The sequence below is a fragment of the Tateyamaria sp. LSS28 genome, from assembly GCF_059611725.1.
In genome coordinates this window covers 390,754-405,721 of sequence record NZ_JCAPFI010000001.1, presented here as the reverse complement: position 1 = coordinate 405,721, position 14,968 = coordinate 390,754, and the positions used below count along the sequence as shown (strand labels likewise).

The 14,968-nt window shown below is 59.5% G+C and carries 13 protein-coding genes and 1 tRNA gene; 5 read left to right on the top strand and 9 right to left on the bottom strand.

Translation table 11 applies throughout. The features are described 5' to 3' along the window. The first annotated feature begins 132 nt into the window (after nt 1-132). The 5 genes from AC53L6_RS02190 to AC53L6_RS02170 all read left to right on the top strand — a co-directional run bounded on the left by AC53L6_RS02190 (nt 133) and on the right by AC53L6_RS02170 (nt 7,562). Nucleotides 133-1,353 (top strand): NAD-dependent epimerase/dehydratase family protein, encoded by a 1,221-nt coding sequence (locus AC53L6_RS02190; RefSeq protein WP_299744849.1) that lies wholly within the window; start codon nt 133-135, stop codon nt 1,351-1,353. An 83-nt stretch (nt 1,354-1,436) separates the two neighbouring features. Then, nucleotides 1,437-2,987 carry a cellulose biosynthesis cyclic di-GMP-binding regulatory protein BcsB gene (locus AC53L6_RS02185; RefSeq protein ID WP_496906633.1) on the top strand — a complete coding sequence of 517 codons (1,551 nt, stop codon included), beginning with the start codon at nt 1,437-1,439 and terminating at the stop codon, nt 2,985-2,987. Continuing rightward, nucleotides 2,984-4,819: a glycosyltransferase family 2 protein gene (locus AC53L6_RS02180; RefSeq protein WP_496906632.1), complete on the top strand. Its 1,836-nt coding sequence runs from the start codon at nt 2,984-2,986 to the stop codon at nt 4,817-4,819. Before AC53L6_RS02185 ends, AC53L6_RS02180 begins: the two co-directional genes overlap by 4 nt. 59 nt (nt 4,820-4,878) lie before the next feature. Further along, a complete protein-coding gene (locus tag AC53L6_RS02175) occupies nt 4,879-6,462 on the top strand; it encodes a calcium-binding protein (RefSeq protein WP_496906631.1) in 1,584 nt (527 codons plus the stop codon). Between the two features lie 56 nt (nt 6,463-6,518). Then, complete coding sequence (locus AC53L6_RS02170) at nt 6,519-7,562, top strand: tetratricopeptide repeat protein (RefSeq protein WP_496906630.1); 1,044 nt, start codon at nt 6,519-6,521, stop codon at nt 7,560-7,562. Nucleotides 7,563-7,808: 246 nt separating this feature from the next. On the opposite strand, the gene AC53L6_RS02165 is transcribed toward AC53L6_RS02170, so the two are convergent. The 9 genes from AC53L6_RS02165 to AC53L6_RS02125 form a co-directional block, all read right to left on the bottom strand. Continuing rightward, a tRNA-Pro gene (locus tag AC53L6_RS02165) sits at nt 7,809-7,885 on the bottom strand. A 15-nt stretch (nt 7,886-7,900) separates the two neighbouring features. After that, nucleotides 7,901-8,884, bottom strand: coding sequence for a DMT family transporter (locus tag AC53L6_RS02160; RefSeq protein ID WP_496906629.1), 984 nt, complete (start codon nt 8,882-8,884; stop codon nt 7,901-7,903). A gap of 83 nt (nt 8,885-8,967) precedes the next feature. Further along, complete coding sequence (locus AC53L6_RS02155; RefSeq protein ID WP_299207911.1) at nt 8,968-9,330, bottom strand: hypothetical protein; 363 nt, start codon at nt 9,328-9,330, stop codon at nt 8,968-8,970. A 121-nt stretch (nt 9,331-9,451) separates the two neighbouring features. Continuing rightward, complete coding sequence (gene leuB / locus AC53L6_RS02150) at nt 9,452-10,555, bottom strand: 3-isopropylmalate dehydrogenase (protein WP_299600038.1); 1,104 nt, start codon at nt 10,553-10,555, stop codon at nt 9,452-9,454. Nucleotides 10,556-10,588: 33 nt separating this feature from the next. After that, nucleotides 10,589-11,590: an endonuclease/exonuclease/phosphatase family protein gene (locus AC53L6_RS02145; RefSeq protein ID WP_496906984.1), complete on the bottom strand. Its 1,002-nt coding sequence runs from the start codon at nt 11,588-11,590 to the stop codon at nt 10,589-10,591. Between the two features lie 32 nt (nt 11,591-11,622). Beyond that, nucleotides 11,623-12,459, bottom strand: a complete 837-nt coding sequence (locus tag AC53L6_RS02140) for a hypothetical protein (RefSeq protein WP_299207908.1) — start codon at nt 12,457-12,459, stop codon at nt 11,623-11,625. 307 nt (nt 12,460-12,766) lie between these two features. Beyond that, complete coding sequence (gene leuD / locus AC53L6_RS02135) at nt 12,767-13,372, bottom strand: 3-isopropylmalate dehydratase small subunit (RefSeq protein WP_496906628.1); 606 nt, start codon at nt 13,370-13,372, stop codon at nt 12,767-12,769. Continuing rightward, nucleotides 13,372-14,778 (bottom strand): 3-isopropylmalate dehydratase large subunit, encoded by a 1,407-nt coding sequence (gene leuC / locus AC53L6_RS02130; protein ID WP_496906627.1) that lies wholly within the window; start codon nt 14,776-14,778, stop codon nt 13,372-13,374. The genes leuD and leuC overlap by 1 nt, the downstream gene beginning before the upstream one ends. 56 nt (nt 14,779-14,834) lie before the next feature. Beyond that, a complete protein-coding gene (locus AC53L6_RS02125) occupies nt 14,835-14,945 on the bottom strand; it encodes an isopropylmalate isomerase (RefSeq protein WP_189370022.1) in 111 nt (36 codons plus the stop codon). Nucleotides 14,946-14,968 lie beyond the last annotated feature (23 nt).

Here is a 14,968-nt window from a genome sequence, read left to right as displayed (position 1 = left end):
TGGGATAGTTGTCCTGCTCCAATTCCCCGAGGCCTATACCCCCTCACCCCAGCGCATGGCGCGTCAGGGGCGTAAATCTTTGTTCATCTTACAACGGGCCGCTTGGAGGGGCCCATCTGAGGGAACAAAGACATGGAATATTCAAAAGACATTATTGTGGTTGGTGGCGACGGTTTTTGTGGTTGGCCCACGGCACTGCACCTGTCGGCACAGGGGCACAACATCACCATCGTCGACAACCTATCGCGCCGTCAAATCGACGCGCAGATGGGGGCGGACAGCTTGACCCCCATCGCATCCATGGAAGATCGCATTGCCGCCTGGAAAGAGCATACCGGTCGGACCATCCGCTTTGAAAACATCGATGTGGCCCGCGACTTTGACGCAGTGACCGCGTTGTTGGCAGCCAGCAAGCCCGACACGATCATCCATTTCGGCGAACAGCGCGCCGCCCCCTATTCGATGAAAGGCGCGAGCGAAAAGCGTTACACGGTCGACAATAACATCTCCGGCACACACAACCTGCTCGCCGCGTCGGTCGAGCTGGGCCTGGACCCACACTTTGTCCATCTGGGGACCATGGGGGTCTACGGCTATGACGATGACGGGTTGGAAATTCCCGAAGGCTACCTGCCTGTCTATGTCCCCGGCGATGACAAGCAGATCATGAAGCGGGACATTCTGTACCCCACAAATCCGGGCAGCGTTTACCACATGACCAAGTCCATGGATCAGCTGCTGTTCCAGTTCTATGCCAAGAATGACCGGCTGCGCATCACGGACCTGCATCAGGGTATTGTTTGGGGGACCCAGACGGAAGAGACCCGCCTTGATGAACGTCTGATCAACCGTTTCGATTATGACGGCGACTATGGCACCGTCCTGAACCGGTTTCTGATGCAGGCGGTGGTTGGTCACCCCCTGACGGTGCATGGCACCGGCGGTCAAACCCGCGCGTTCATCCATATTCAGGACACGGTGAAATGCCTTGCCTTGGCCGTTAACAATCCACCCGCCAAGGACGGCAAAGTCGCAATCCTGAACCAGATGACCGAAACCCACACAGTGCGGTCGCTGGCAAAACTGGTGGCAGACGCATCAGGCGCATCCATTGCCTATGTGGACAATCCCCGCAACGAGGCGGCCGAAAATGACCTGCGCGTCTCGAACAAGACCTTTCTCTCTCTGGGTCTGCAACCGGTCACGCTGGCACAGGGCCTAATCGACGAAACGCAGCAGATCGCGGCCAAATACGCCGACCGCTGCATTCGCCGGATGATCCCCTGTGTGTCGACGTGGACCGACAATCAGCGCCCGGGCGTCGTCCCTCCGAAAGCACGCAAAGCGGCCTGATCAACCCTCTCTCACGCTGCGCCTGCTTGGAGGTGGGCCCCGCGTGAGAGAGATATCTCAATTTCAACCAAACGGTGACAGCCATGCGCATGATCGGCATTGGGCTTATGGGTTTTTTGTTGGCAGGCGTTGCCCTCCTGCTTTCAACCATGAACATTCTGGAACAAGGTCAACACATGGTCCGGCAGATCGTAGCCGGACCGCAGCTGGTGTTCGAACACCGCCTGGCGGCATCGGCCCCGGGCAACGACACGGCTGAAATTCTTCGATCCAACCCGGATCACCCCGTGATCCTGGCTGGTTTTCCCGCCTATCAAAGCGTCGCGTTCACCTTCCCCAAAGATGCACGCCCGACGTCCGGATACCTCCAAATCAATGCGACAACTCAGGTTCTGGCCGGGGTGGAAGGGGTGCTGCGCATCTCGATCCACAATACCCGCCGGGGCGAACTGTTGCTGCGTCCGGGCGAGGCGGGACGGTCCCTGCAAATTCCGTTGTCACTGTCGGATTTTGCGGGTGACCAGCTGGTCGTCTCTTTCTCACTGCAAGGCACTGACACCCAACAGCAGTGCGGACCAGAAGACGGTATCGCCGCCATCGTCGAGATCGAGACGACCAGCGCTCTTCACCTCACATTGAATGAACCGCTTGTCAGTGCCCGAGACCGCGTCCACGCGTGGGGCGATGTGGTGCGGGTGTCGTGGCCTGTGTGGCTGCAACAGGACGAACAGTTGCGCCGTCTGTTGCTGGGCGTGGATGCAAAGCGGCATGGTTTGCGCATCCTTTTTCTGGCGGCAGGCGAAGAGGACGCACTGACTACGGTTGCCCTGCGCGAGGTGTTGGCGACTGTTTCCGGCGCTTCTGCACCCACCGTGGACGATCCCCAAGCCTTGGCGCAGAGCGGTGTGAATGCCGGTGCGCGCAGGTTTCATCACGCCACGGCTTGGCGCGCGCGCTACTCGCTCGAAGACGGTGGCAAGCAGCGCATTCCGGCTTACCTAGACGTACGACTGGCTCTTGGCGATCTTTTCGGCGATCACCTGTGGTCACTTACGGTGACACTGAACAATCGCTTGCTTCTGCAGGACAGCTTCAAGTCAAAGCAAAGGGAATACGAGGCCCGCATCGATCTGCCAGCGGACTGGCAAGCTGCGCACAACCAGATTGAGATCGTCGCCACCACTAACGCCGAGCGGAACGGTGTGTGCGATCAAGGTCCCGAGTTGGTGGCAGAGATGTTGCCGGAAACGCAATTGGTGCCAGGCGAAGATGTTTATGCAGGACCCATTGATGACCTGCGCACAATGCTTGCAGCGCTGGATCCCATCCATGTTTCTTTGACGGCGTCGCTGACCGCTGTGCAAGCAGAACAAGTTGCCGGTTGGCTGGCGCAGATCGCGCCACCATCCGCCACGCTAAAACCCGCGCTGCAGACAGCGCACATTGTTATTGTGAACCCGGGTGACATGCGTCCGTCCTTGCCAGAGAGCGGATCAGTATGGGTTCTGACCCAAGGCGCTGACACTGGCACCGTCGATCTGCGCCCTTTGCAACCGGGCCAAGGTTTGCCCGCAACACGCGCCTTTTTGCTGATCGCCCCGGCTGGCATCGAAATTGGCGGGGTGGCGTCATGACCACCGCCGACGACAAGCGCGAACAGATCAACTACATCTCGGTCGACAGTGCGCCGAAACGGTTCGCGGGCCCTGTTTCCGTGTGGCAGGCGCCACGCATGTTGGCCGTTTTCACCGTGTTGGCTGCGGTTCAGCTTTGGCTGATCAACACCGACACGGTTGCCCAGATCTTTCCAAACCATGACTATGTTTTTTCCCAGCATACCGGTCGCCATGCCATCGCGATCCGCATCTTCCTGATTTCGTTCTTTGTAGCCTTCGCCGCTTTCAGTTCTGGCGACGCACGCGGCCGTCTGCTTTTCGGGATGGACATGGTGCTGACCTTTTTGGCTGGTTGTGCCGTGTTCGATTTGGCCAATGCGACCGCGCACCATCTGATCGGATCGTCTTTGTCGCTGCATTTCAGCGCGATCACGTCAGGTTTGTTCGGCTTTGCCGTCTATTCCTTCAAGCTGCTGGAGCGCGGCTTCATGCCGGCCCGCATCCGGATCGAACATATACCCGTCAGCCAGCTCAGGGCGTTTGTCCGCCTTGGCGTGACCATCGTGATCGCGGCTGGCGTCGCCATCTGGGTGGGCGGGATGGACCTTTACCTTGTGCAATTGATGCGCGACTGGACTCTGTTGGGCGGGATCGGCCCGGGCGTTTTCCTGTTCCTGCCTGTGCTCTTCGGGCAGCTTTATCTGCTGGCAATCTACGACGTGCTGACGGCCAAGACGCCAGAGTTCAAGCCGCCCGTGTCGGTCATCGTGCCTGCACACAACGAAAGCTACATCATCCGCGACACGATCAACGCCATGGACCGCGCGGCTACCCACTACGGTGGTGACGTTCACATCCTGATCATGAACAACAACTCTACCGACGACACCGAAGAGATTGCTCGTGAAACGCTGGCTGCCTGCAAAGCCGCTAAGGGGCGTGTAATCAATGTGCCCAAACCCGGAAAGTCCAACGCGCTGAATGCAGGGCTTGATGCATGCGAAACCGAGTTTCTGGTGCGCGTCGATGCAGACACACTGGTGGGCGAAGACAATTTCACCCGGGCCATGCCGTATTTCACGGATCCAAGCGTCGGTGTCGTGGGGGGTGTACCCGTGCCCCCGGGGGGCGCCCTTTTTGATCGGGCCCGCTTGCTCGAAGTGCTGGTCAAACATGGCTTCTATTCCGTGGCAATGGGTGCTGTGAACGGCGTCGTCGGCATCCCTGGAATGTTCGTGGTCTACCGCACGCATCATCCCCGATACCTCGGTGGTTTCGTCGAAGGGATGAACGGCGAAGACACCGATATCTCGCTGCGCATTGGCGAATTGGGCTTTCACTCGGTGGTGGACCCCAAACTGCGCTACGTGTCCGAGGTCCCGTCGTCCTACAGCCACATGCGTGAACAACGGATGCGGTGGTTTCGGTCGATTTACCACATCTCATCGCGATGCCGGGACCTGATCTACGGCGGCGGCAAAACACTGCGCGGCAAGGTCATACTGCCTTACATGCTGATCAATTCAGCCCGGCGGGCCATGCTGGTGCCGTTGATCATATTTGGCAGCCTCGAATGGGGCTTGGGCTTCAACGCCATGAGCCCAATTGTTTGGCAATCCATCGTGGCCGTTACTACGGGCGCCCCAGCGATCATGGCAGTCGTGGCCTCGCTGTTGAACGGCGTTCCGAAGGGCATCTTCGCCTTGCCGGAGTACCTGATGTTCCGCGTTCTACGCGCCTATTTCACTCTCGAGTCGATGCTCAGCATCCTGATCGATGTCCGCGCCGAAGACCTCGAACGTGTCATCCGTCTCGACATCGTACCGGACAAACCCATTCGCGTGGCCTGACGGCCCCATCAAAGGCGCGTGCAAGCGCACGCCCAACCCAGAAATGAGGAATACAGACTATGACACGACACATCTACGGCACACCTGAGGCGGATATGATCAATGGCGGCGCAGGGCCGGACCGGATCCATGGCAAAGCCGCTGACGATATCATCACATCAGGCAACAGCGCCGACCAGGTCTATGCCCAAGCGGGCGAAGATGTGGTCGATGCCGGGGCTGGCAACGACACGGTACGCGGCGGCGCGGGTGACGACACAGTCAACGGCTCCACGGGCAGCGATCGGTTGTTCGGTGGCCCGGGACATGACGTTCTGATCGGTGGTGAAACCAGTGGTACAGGCGGCGGTGCAGGCGGTGGGATTGACGACCGCCTTTGGGGTGGCTTGGGCAATGACCACATGGACGGCGGGTCGGGTAACGATCGGCTCTATGGTGGTGCGGGTGCCGACACGATGACGGGCGGTGCCGGCCTCGACCGACTGTATGGAGGCGCCGAAAACGACCTGATGCATGGTGGCGATGCCAATGATCGTCTGATCGGCGCCGAGGGCGATGACACATTGCAGGGTGGAGAAGGCTTTGACCGGCTCTATGGCGGAACAGGGGCTGACGTACTTTTGTCGGGCACTGGATCAGACGGCCTTTATGGCGGCGCGGGTGACGATGCCTTGGACGGCGGCGCGGGTGACGACAGGCTGCACGGGGCAGAGGGCTCCGATATCCTCTCGGGTGGTGTCGGTCACGACATGCTTTTTGGCGGCTCTGGCAGCGACGATATTGATGGCGGCAACGGAGCAGATCAAATCTGGGCCGGCGATGGTGATGACACCGTCATTGGGGGCGACGGTGATGACCGCTTGGGCGGCGCATCTGGAAACGACCAGCTCTTTGGCGGAAATGGGTCTGACACGCTGTACGGCCGCGCCGATGATGACCTTTTGTCGGGTGGCGCAGGCAATGACACCTTGCGTGGTGGTCAGGGTGCAGACACCCTGTTTGGCGACGGTGGCGCGGATGACTTGCACGGAGGCGCAGGTTCGGACGAACTGTCCGGCGGCGCTGGCAACGACCTGCTGCAGGGGCAGCAGGGCAACGACATTCTGAACGGTGGCGCTGGCATGGACACGCTTGGCGGCGGAAACGGCGCAGACACCCTCGACGGGGGCGCGGGCGGCGACGTTCTGAACGGCGGGGCAGGTACCGATCTTTTGTTTGGAGGCGCAGGTCAGGACATTTTGGCAGGGTCCTGGGGCAATGACACGCTGGACGGTGGCACGGGGGGTGACACCCTGGATGGAGGCACTGGAAACGATGTTCTTTTCGGAGGCAGTGGTCGCAACATGCTCACCGGTGGTCAAGGCAGCGACGTTTTTGTGTTCCACGCTACCAACAGCTTTTTTCGTGACGAGATCACCGACGTCAACATCTATGGCGGCAACGCGGACGTGATCGATCTGACTGATTTCAGCTTTGGCATGGCTGTTTCTGACATCGAGACTTGGGCCGCAGAGCATATCGAGCAGCACGAAAACGGAGACCTGCTGATCTCTCTGACGGGTGCGCAAAGCATCCTGGTCCGCGATCATGCTGACATCGGAGACGCCTTCGTTGATGGCGTGGTTGACCTGCTGATTTTTTGATCGACTCCAGGCGGCGTTCGAACAGTGCGCCGCCGCACACGGAAAAGGAATGTCATATGCCCTCTGTTCTTGGATCCCTTATTTTGGTGCTGATGCTGTCGTCGGCTGTCCAATCTGACATCAGCCGTTCGGAGTTCGACGCGATCCAGTCGCAGGAGACGCATGATCCGGAAGCCGCCTTTGACGCAATGTTGGTGTTGGCGCACTCGGGACACATCCCGGCGGCCAATCGGGTTGGCTACTACTATCGACATGGCCTGGGGACGCACAAAGATCTGACGGCCGCACGGCAGTGGTATCAACACGCAACTGCAAGCGGACACCGTTGGGCTTTTGCGTCGCTGGCGCGGGTAGAATTGGCACTGGGTCATGCAGACGCTGCATTGCACCTGTTGCAACAGGCAGCGCGCGATCAGCACCCGGGCACAGCACGACTGCTGGGTACCGCGCATATCGATCGGGCATTTGGTGCGGCATCAGATCCTGCGTTGGGCCAGCATATGCTGCGTGTGTTGGCGCGTGATGGTGATGCAAACGCTGCCCGCGATCTCTTGTTAAGATACAACTGGAACCGCATCCGCGGACAAGCCCCGGATCACATTGTAAAACGCGTCGTGCAAATTGGTCTTGAGGGGGATGCACGGTTTGCGGAAGCGGCACTTGTCTATTTGACCCGCGCGCAAGACAAACGGAGCCAGATCACCCGGCAACGCGAAGCCTTGATAAGCGTACCCGGCATCCAGCGGCGCACGTTGTTGATGGAACGGGTTCGGCTGGCTGCTGACCTGAACCCGGGTCGGTTCTGGATCGAGACCGAAAAGGTACTGCAAGACACCGAAACCGAACACTATGCGCGCGTCGCAAGTACGGCGTTTTGGATCAACAAGAACGCTTGGGTTCGTGTACTTCAGAAGGAGCTGCGCGGCCTTGGGTACTATTCGGGTCGTATCACCGCAGAGATGACCGCACCGACCATAAGAGCGCAGAACCAATTCTGCAAAGACAGAGGCATATGGGAACTCTGCGCATCAGGCCCGTTGCGCGGACAAACTGTGCGAGCCGTGGCAGATGCCATCGCCATGGCGCGTGATCGCGGCTAGCCACGGGTCTAGGGTTGTTGTGAATGGGGACTATCGATTGAAACTCCATTCAGAATGGTTGCGACAGAAACACTCGATATGCACTGTCCGCTCGCTGTCTCTTGAGTACCTTGAGAGTATCAGGTCGCGCCGTCTGGAATTGGTGTTCTCGCCTCGCTAAGGATACTTTCCTCACGTGCATTCCGGAACTGTAGCATACTTGGTGACTTGAAGGTCTACGTTGTCTAGCGCTCAACGTTTTTCAATTGGTCGGAGTGAGAGGATTCGAACCTCCGGCCCCTGCCTCCCGAAGACAGTGCTCTACCAGGCTGAGCTACACTCCGACCGTGCCGGGCGAATTACTCCCCGTCCGGTGTTTTGGCAAGAGGCTCGTCGCGGAAGCGACCGCTGGTCATCAGGCTGCTCACCCGAAATGCGCCCGGTGTACCGATACGGCTGCGGGTGCGCAGAACTGGCTTGTTTTCCGAATTGCCGGACCGGCTTTCGCGGAACACGATGAACAGGCCCGACGCGATGATGATCGCGGCACCGACCCCGGTGTAGCTGTCTGGCACCTCGTTGAAAAAGACGAGGCCATAAACGGTTGCCCACAGGATTTGTGAATACTGCATGGGCGCCACGATTGCGGCTTCTCCGGTCTGGTATGCGGCAATGATGAAGCGACCGGCGATCCAGGCCATGACCGAGATGACGGCCAGCATGCCCAGATGCTCGATCGGCATCGGTTCGTAGACGAAGGCAAGGGCCGCGCCCATCACCAGAAAGTTGCCGACCATCGGATACAACAGCAAGACAACCGTGCGCTCCTCGGCGCCAATCTTGCGTACGACGATTGATGCAAAAGCACCGGCAAAAGCGGCGATGATCGCGGCTGAGTGGCCCAGTGTCAGGTCGGTCGTGCCAGGACGCAGTACCACCATGACACCGGCCAGCCCCACGATGACGGCAAGCCAGCGGGGAAGACGAACTTTCTCGCCCAAGATGGGGATCGACAGAACCGTGATAAGCAGCGGGGTCGCAAAAAGGATGGCGTAGGTTTGCGTCAGCGGCAGGTTTGCAAAAGCATAAAATGCCGACACACCGGTGATGACCGCCCCTGCGGTGCGCAGGGCCATCCACCACGGATGCACCGGCACCAATGTACCAGGCTTGGCGTCACGCATCAGCATGATCGTCGCCAGTGGAAAGCTGAGCAGAACGCTGAAGAACACGATCTGGATCGGGGAATAGGTCGCCCCCAACGTCTTGATAAAGACGTCATGGGTCGAAAATATTCCAAAGGCGATGAGGGCGAGCAATGCGCCCTTGGCGTTCGAGGACATGGCGTTTTTTTTTGATAACTATGCTTTTGTCCCATTAACGCCGCGGGCCGGGCGATGTCCACCGGCCCGCAGGGCCATGAGCCTTAAAGCGCCAGCGCGCCGCGGCCAAAGATGAACTGCCACTGGCTGCCATCGGTCATTGTGACGAAACCGGACCCTGAGGTCGGAGACTGGAAATACGCGGTGCCCACGCCGCGCAGCCCGTTGTTGCACACAACAGGGAAGCTCACTGTGCTGATATCTGCAAATTTGTCGTAGGTGCCGGTGCAGACTGCGTTGCCATTGGTGGCCTGAAAGCTGCCGCCATGAAGGAACGTATCGGTGGCTGATCCGCGAAAGGTCATGCCGTTGTCGCCAATCACGGTGACCGGGTATGCGACGTCGCAAGCGGCAAGGCCGCCAAGTACAAGACCGCACAATGCGGCACGCAGGGAAAACAGGAACATGGAAAATCCTTTGGTCCGTTACTCAACGGATCACGAGGTGGTGATCGCGTCATGTTGTCCCAAGTCAGGAATTCCTGCCCTGACGCGGCGCGCGAAATGTGCTTCGCGCGCCTGCGCGGGATTAGAGGCTGGCGTCGAGGGCCGCGAGGATCGCGTCGCCCATCTCGGCAGTGGATAGCGGCGTGCCGCCTTCCGGTCCCATCAGGTCGCCCGTGCGGGCACCGTCCGCCAGCACTTTCTCGATGGCGGCTTCCAGACGTGCAGCCTCGTCGCCCTGGTCAAAGGAATAGCGCAGCGCCATGGCAAAGCTGAGCATGCAGGCGATTGGGTTCGCCTTGCCCTGGCCAGCGATGTCAGGGGCCGATCCGTGGACGGGTTCGTACATCGCCTTGGGGCGGCCATTGGCCATCGGTGCGCCCAGCGACGCGGAGGGCAGCATACCCAGTGAGCCTGTCAGCATGGCGGCACAGTCGGACAGGATGTCGCCGAACAGGTTGTCGGTCACGATCACATCGAACTGTTTGGGCGCACGCACCAACTGCATCGCGCCGTTGTCAGCATACATGTGGCTCAACTCGACCTCGGGGTATTCCTCGCCGACCTTGGTCACAACCTCGCGCCACAGGATGCCGCTTTCCATCACGTTGGCCTTCTCCATCGAGCAGACCTTCTTGTTCCGGCGCATGGCAAGTTCAAAAGCCGAGCGGGCAGCGCGTTCGATCTCGCTTTCGGTATAGCGCTGCGTGTTGATGCCAACACGTTCATTGCCTTCTTCGAAGATGCCGCGGGGTTCGCCAAAGTAAACGCCCGAGGTCAGCTCGCGCACGATCATGATGTCAAGACCGGCCACGATGTCCTTTTTCAGGGACGAGAAGTCGGCCAAAGCGTCAAAGCACTGCGCAGGACGCAGGTTGGCGAACAGGTCCATCTCTTTGCGCAGGCGCAGCAGGCCGCGTTCCGGCTTCACCGAGAAGTCCAGATCATCGTACTTCGGGCCACCCACGGCGCCCAGCAGAACCGCGTCAACCTCTTGCGCGCGTGCCATCGTATCGTCATGCAGGGGTGTGCCATGTGCGTCGTAAGCTGCACCGCCCACAAGGTCGGTGGAGACGTCAAATGCGAGGTCCCGTTTCGCGCCGTACCAGTCGATGACACGTGTCACCTGGTCCATGACTTCGGGGCCGATGCCGTCGCCGGGCAGGATCAAGATCGACGGATTGGACATGGACGAAACTCCTTTGATTGCTTGGGGTTTCGCCTACTCACCACCGTCGGCGGGGTCAAGGGTCAGGTCCGTCCAAACCAGCCTGTGACGACTTGCTGTCGCTACGGTGTCGGCCAACGCGTCATCCGGGGCAGGCCAAAGCACCCCGCTGTCCACAACCCGCCAATGGGTCGAGGGCAACACATAGCTGACGCGCAGGTCTCCCGGTATCGGATCATCCCAATCCACGGTGTCAGTGCCAGCGTGTCCCCGCGGGGACAGATTTATAAGTCGCTGATCTGCAAGAAGGTTCCGGATAGCATCGTGTAGCCCGCTGCCATCATCCGGATCCAGGTTCGCATCACCGGCAACGACGAAAGGGCCGGGTGGGGCCGCGCTGACCCGGCCATCCAATACGTGCTGCCACAGCCTGATCTCATCATGGTTGCGCTTCCCATTGCGATCTTCGGGACCATCGAAAACCGGCGGGCTGGCATGGAAGGTCATCAAGTGAAATGTACCGGCTGGCGCGTCAATCGGGACAATCCAGTGGCCGGTCGTAGACAGGCGTTGTGCAGCCAGTGCCTGCTCTGACGGAAATGCAGCGCCGTTCACTTCAGGACGCAGTGCATCGGGCAGGTTCACCCATAGGAGAGATGACAGGTCCTCCACGTCGTTCGCCCTGATCGGAAAGCGCGACAGGATTGCCATGCCACCCTGTCCCGAGAACCGCCCGTAGCCTTGCGCATCGCGCGGGCCGCCAAGCCGACCATCGCCATCCATATCCAACCCGGTGGGTATGCCTGTATTCGGGCGCAAAGCGAAATGGTGGGGGTATCCCGCGACCTTGGCCAAGCGGCTCAGCGCTTCACCGGTCAAGTCATAGTCGATCCCCTGAAGCGCCAGAACATCTGCGTCGGCATGGGCAAGGACCGCCAGTACCGCAGCGATTTGGTCGTCCTCTCCACGCGCAAGATCACGCAGGAAAAGGCCCGGACCGTCCCGTTGCAATTCAGTGTTGTAAGTCGCGATGCGAAGCGTGTCCGCCTGCGCCATCGCCCCGAACAGCAGGGCGATGAATGCGATGATTAGGCCAGAAGCAAATCCGTATCTGCGTTGGCGTAGGCTCGCTTGCGCTGGTCGCGGATCATCTCGGCGATCCGCTGCATCGCGATGCCGCGCATGATCATGCTGGCAGGAAGGAAGGCCCATGCGCTCATCGTCCAGATCAGGGTTTGCGGGTTCTCAAGCGTGATCGGGTTTAGCAGGTCGGCAGCCATCTTGACCACAGCAGGTATTACGAACGGCAGCAGAAATCCGAGCGCGATATTGATCCGTGCGTCGCGGTTTAGGCGATACAGTACATCGCCGCCAGCCGTTGGATCGAACAGGGGCAGGTTGACCCATACATTGAATGACCCGTTGCGCGATGGCCAACCCATGACCCGCACAAGAAACAGAAAGACGGCCATGGCGGTCAGCGAAATGAGGTAGGCAAGGCCGGCCGCTGTGCGGACCGATTGCACGACGCTGTCATGTGCGTCCGGTGGCAGCATCAGTACAACAAGGCGTACTGGGCTGTAGGGAAAGTCGATGCTGTTGCCGATGATTGTGCCGACGGATGTGAGGGCGTTGGTCAGCAAGGTGGGGTCTGTTTTGCCGCGGCAGATCAGGCTGAGCAGGAATACGGTTGCCATGAGCGCGGCAAAGCGCAGACGGTTAAACGGCGCCGCGTCACGGAACTCAACGATACTCGGGCTTGTCGAGTTGTATTCGACAAATGTCAGGAAAGCGGCAAGAAGTGCAATAAGGATAGTGGCTTGCGAGGAATCCATGGATGCGCCGGGCACAACGAGTGCTGGTATGGCAATCATCAATGATACCAAAAAACCGCGCACAGCGGCGCCTGACAATCGTGCGATCACGTCTCTTTTTCCCTTCAAACTGGCCAGTCCCGATACGTTGCCGCGACTTGTTCCAACTTGATCCCACCGGGTCAGGCGGGTGCCTCATTCTCGACACATTCTTGCCTTGATTGACCCGGGCTCTCAAGCCTTAGGGTTAATGAAACGCAAACCTTTGGTCATTTTGAGGGACGGTGTGGTGCCTTTGTGCATCATTTCTGAGGCGGGATTTTGGCACGGTATACGTGCACCCCAACATGTTGTGTGCAGAGCGCTTGGGTAGCATAGCGGTGCGCAACCGCTATGCCACTTTTTGGTTAACGCAGGCTTAGACCCACGGACGGGCCTGAGCGGCTTGCGCCTCGAAGGTATCGATGCTGCTGACCTTTTCCATTGTCAGGCCGATATCGTCCAGGCCTTCGAGCAGGCAGTGCTTCTTGAACGCGTCCACTTCGAAGCTGAAGCTTTCACCATCTGATGTGGTCACCGTCTGATTTTCGAGATTAACGGTCATGCGGGCGTTGGCCCCTTTTTCCGCGTCCTTCATCAGCACGTCAACGGCCTCCTGCGGCAGGGCGATGGGCAGAATGCCGTTCTTGAAGCAGTTGTTGTAGAAGATGTCGGCAAACGAAGTGGAGATCACGCAGCGGATGCCGAAATCCTTGATTGCCCAAGGGGCATGCTCGCGCGAAGACCCGCAACCGAAGTTGTCACCTGCGACGAGGATCTCGGCGCTGCGATAGGCGTCCTGGTTCAGCACGAAATCAGCGATCTCGTTGCCCTGCCGATCAAAACGCATCTCGTCAAAGAGGTTCGCGCCAAGGCCGGACCGCTTGATCGTTTTGAGGAACTGCTTGGGAATGATCATATCGGTGTCGATATTGACCAGCGGCATGGGGGCCGCGATGCCTGTCAGGGTTTCGAACTTTTCCATTACATCATCTCCCGCACGTCGGTGAGTTTGCCAGTGATGGCTGCCGCTGCCGCCATGCCAGGTGACACAAGGTGCGTGCGCCCCTTGTATCCCTGCCGCCCTTCAAAGTTCCGGTTCGACGTCGATACGCAGCGTTCGCCTTCGGCCAACTGGTCGGGGTTCATTGCCAGACACATCGAGCAACCCGCAAGCCGCCATTCGAAACCGGCGTCCTTGAAGATGTCGGCCAGCCCTTCTTCTTCTGCCTGAAGACGGACAAGGCCCGAGCCTGGTACGACCATGGCGCGCAGACCGTCCTTGATCTTCTTGCCTTTCAGAATCTCGGCTGCGGCGCGCAGGTCTTCGATCCGGCCATTGGTGCAGGACCCGATAAAGACGGTGTCGATCTCGATGTCTGACAGCGGCGTGCCGGGTGTCAGGCCCATGTAGTCAAGTGAGCGCTGGGCCGCGCCGACCTTGCCGCCTTCGAAATCGTCGGCCGATGGCACATTGGCCGTGATCGGCAGTACGTCCTCGGGCGAGGTGCCCCATGTGACGACAGGTGCAATGTCTTCGCCTTTGATCGTGATGACCTTGTCCCACTGCGCGTCGTCATCGGAATAGAGTGTCTTCCACCACTCCATCGCCGCTTCGAACTGCGCGCCTTTGGGGGCGTGGGGACGGCCCTTGACGTATTCAAAGGTCTTTTCGTCCGGTGCGATCAGGCCAGCCCGCGCGCCGCCTTCAATCGCCATGTTGCAAACGGTCATGCGCCCTTCCATCGACAGGTCACGGATCGCTTCGCCGCAATACTCGATGACATAGCCGGTGCCGCCGGCTGTCCCGGTTTCACCGATGACCGACAGCGTGATGTCTTTGGCCGTGACACCGGGGCGCAGTTTGCCTGTGATCTCGACCTTCATGTTCTTGGACTTTTTCTGGATCAGCGTTTGCGTCGCCAGCACGTGTTCCACTTCGCTGGTCCCGATGCCATGGGCCAGTGCGCCAAATGCGCCATGCGTTGCAGTGTGCGAGTCACCACAAACGACGGTCATGCCGGGCAGGGTCCAGCCCTGTTCAGGGCCCACGATGTGCACGATACCCTGACGGACGTCCGATACGGGGTAGTAGTGAATGCCAAAGTCCTTGGCATTCTTGTCGAGGGCGGCAACCTGAATGGCGCTGTCTTCGGTCATGTTCTTGGGGTCTTCGCGACCGGGCGTCGTCGGCACGTTGTGGTCCGGCACGGCAATGGTCTTGTCCGGGGCGCGGACAGGGCGGTTTGCCATGCGCAGCCCTTCAAAGGCTTGGGGGCTGGTCACTTCGTGCACGAGGTGGCGGTCGATATAGAGCAGGCAGGTGCCGTCCTCGGCCTCGTGGGCGACGTGGGCATCCCATATTTTGTCATAGAGTGTCTTGGGGGACATGGTTGGTCCTCTCCCTTGGATTGGCTGTATTCGAGATGGATGAGGGATGGGCAGCCTTATAGGCGCGCCAGCACCGTGTGCGTCGCCCCGAAAAAGCGTTCGCGCAGACGTGCGCGGTCATCCATGTCAAAGAGGCGGGTCATATTTGCCAGATAACGGGATTCCATGTGCCGATCAAGCGAGGCGCGAT